The sequence below is a fragment of the Corallococcus sp. 4LFB genome, from assembly GCF_046520365.1.
Classification (GTDB): Bacteria; Myxococcota; Myxococcia; order Myxococcales; family Myxococcaceae; genus Corallococcus; species Corallococcus caeni.
The window spans coordinates 1-1067 of record NZ_JBKGHJ010001065.1; the positions used below are offsets into that span (position 1 = coordinate 1).

At 76.4% G+C, this 1067-nt stretch carries 1 pseudogene; it reads left to right on the top strand.

The window, feature by feature from the left end:
* Nucleotides 1-447: 447 nt before the first annotated feature.
* Nucleotides 448-1067: pseudogene (locus ACLEQD_RS44065) on the top strand (nuclease SbcCD subunit C); the annotation flags it as partial.

Below are 1067 nucleotides of genomic sequence, written 5' to 3' on the forward strand. Positions count from 1 at the left end.
CGAGCGGTGGGCCCGCGCCGTGCTCCCGGGTGAGGCCACGGCAAGCCCGGCTGATGCGAAGACGTCATCGCGCGGGGAGACGCAGCAGCACGCGCTGGACGCAGTCTCCGATGCCGCGGACGCGGAAGGCCCGCGGTCCTTCTCCGCGAATGCCTCGCCCCCCGAGGACGCGGAGGCCCCTGTCGCCCAGGGGTGGATCCGTGCGGCCCAGGAGGACGTGCGCGTCCGGCTCGCGACCCTCCGTGAGGAAGAGGCCTCCGCGGAAGCCCGGGCCAGCGCCGCTCGCGAGGCCCGCGCCCTGCTGGAGACCCGGCGCACCGGCGCGAAGGCGCGGCCGAAGCCCTTCGCAAGGCCGAGGACGCCCAGGCCCGCGCGGCCCAGTCCCACCGGGATGCGCTCCTGCGCCGGGACACCGCTCGCGAGGCCCGCGAGCGCGCCCTCACGGAAGTGTCTCCTCCCTTCGCCAGCGAGACCGCCCCCTGGAAGGAGAAGCTCGCCGAGGACCCCGCGCGCTTCCAGAGCCGGTGCTTCGACCGCGTGACGAAGTGGCGCGAAAAGCTCACGGAGCTGGAGGCCGCTCGCAAGCGCCTGGAGGAGGAGCAGGGCCGCCGCGCCCGGGAGGAGGTCCGCCTCCAGGCCCGTCACGAGGACGCACAGACCGCTGCCCACCGCGCGAGCCTCAAGGACGAGGCCTTCCAGGATGCCTCCAGGGCCCGCGCCCGGCTGCTCCAGGGCCGCTCCACGCAGGAGGTGCGCGCGGAGGTCCAGGCGCGGCTCGACGCCGCCCAGGCCGCCTACGAACGCGCCCGCGAGGACTCCGAGGCCCTCCAGCAGGCGGAGAAGGTGGCCACCGCCCGCGCCGAGGACGCCGTGCGCCTTCGCACCGAGGCCGCCCGCGTCCTCGACAGCGCGCAGGCCGTCCTCGCGGAGCGCCTCGCTGGCCACGGCCACCAGCCCTGGAGGAGCGTCCAAGGCCCTGCTGTCGCGCGGCGCGCGTGGTGCGACGCGGAGGCCCGCGCGCTGAACGCCCTGCGCGAGTCCGTGGCCCAGGCCCGCGCCATCCTCGT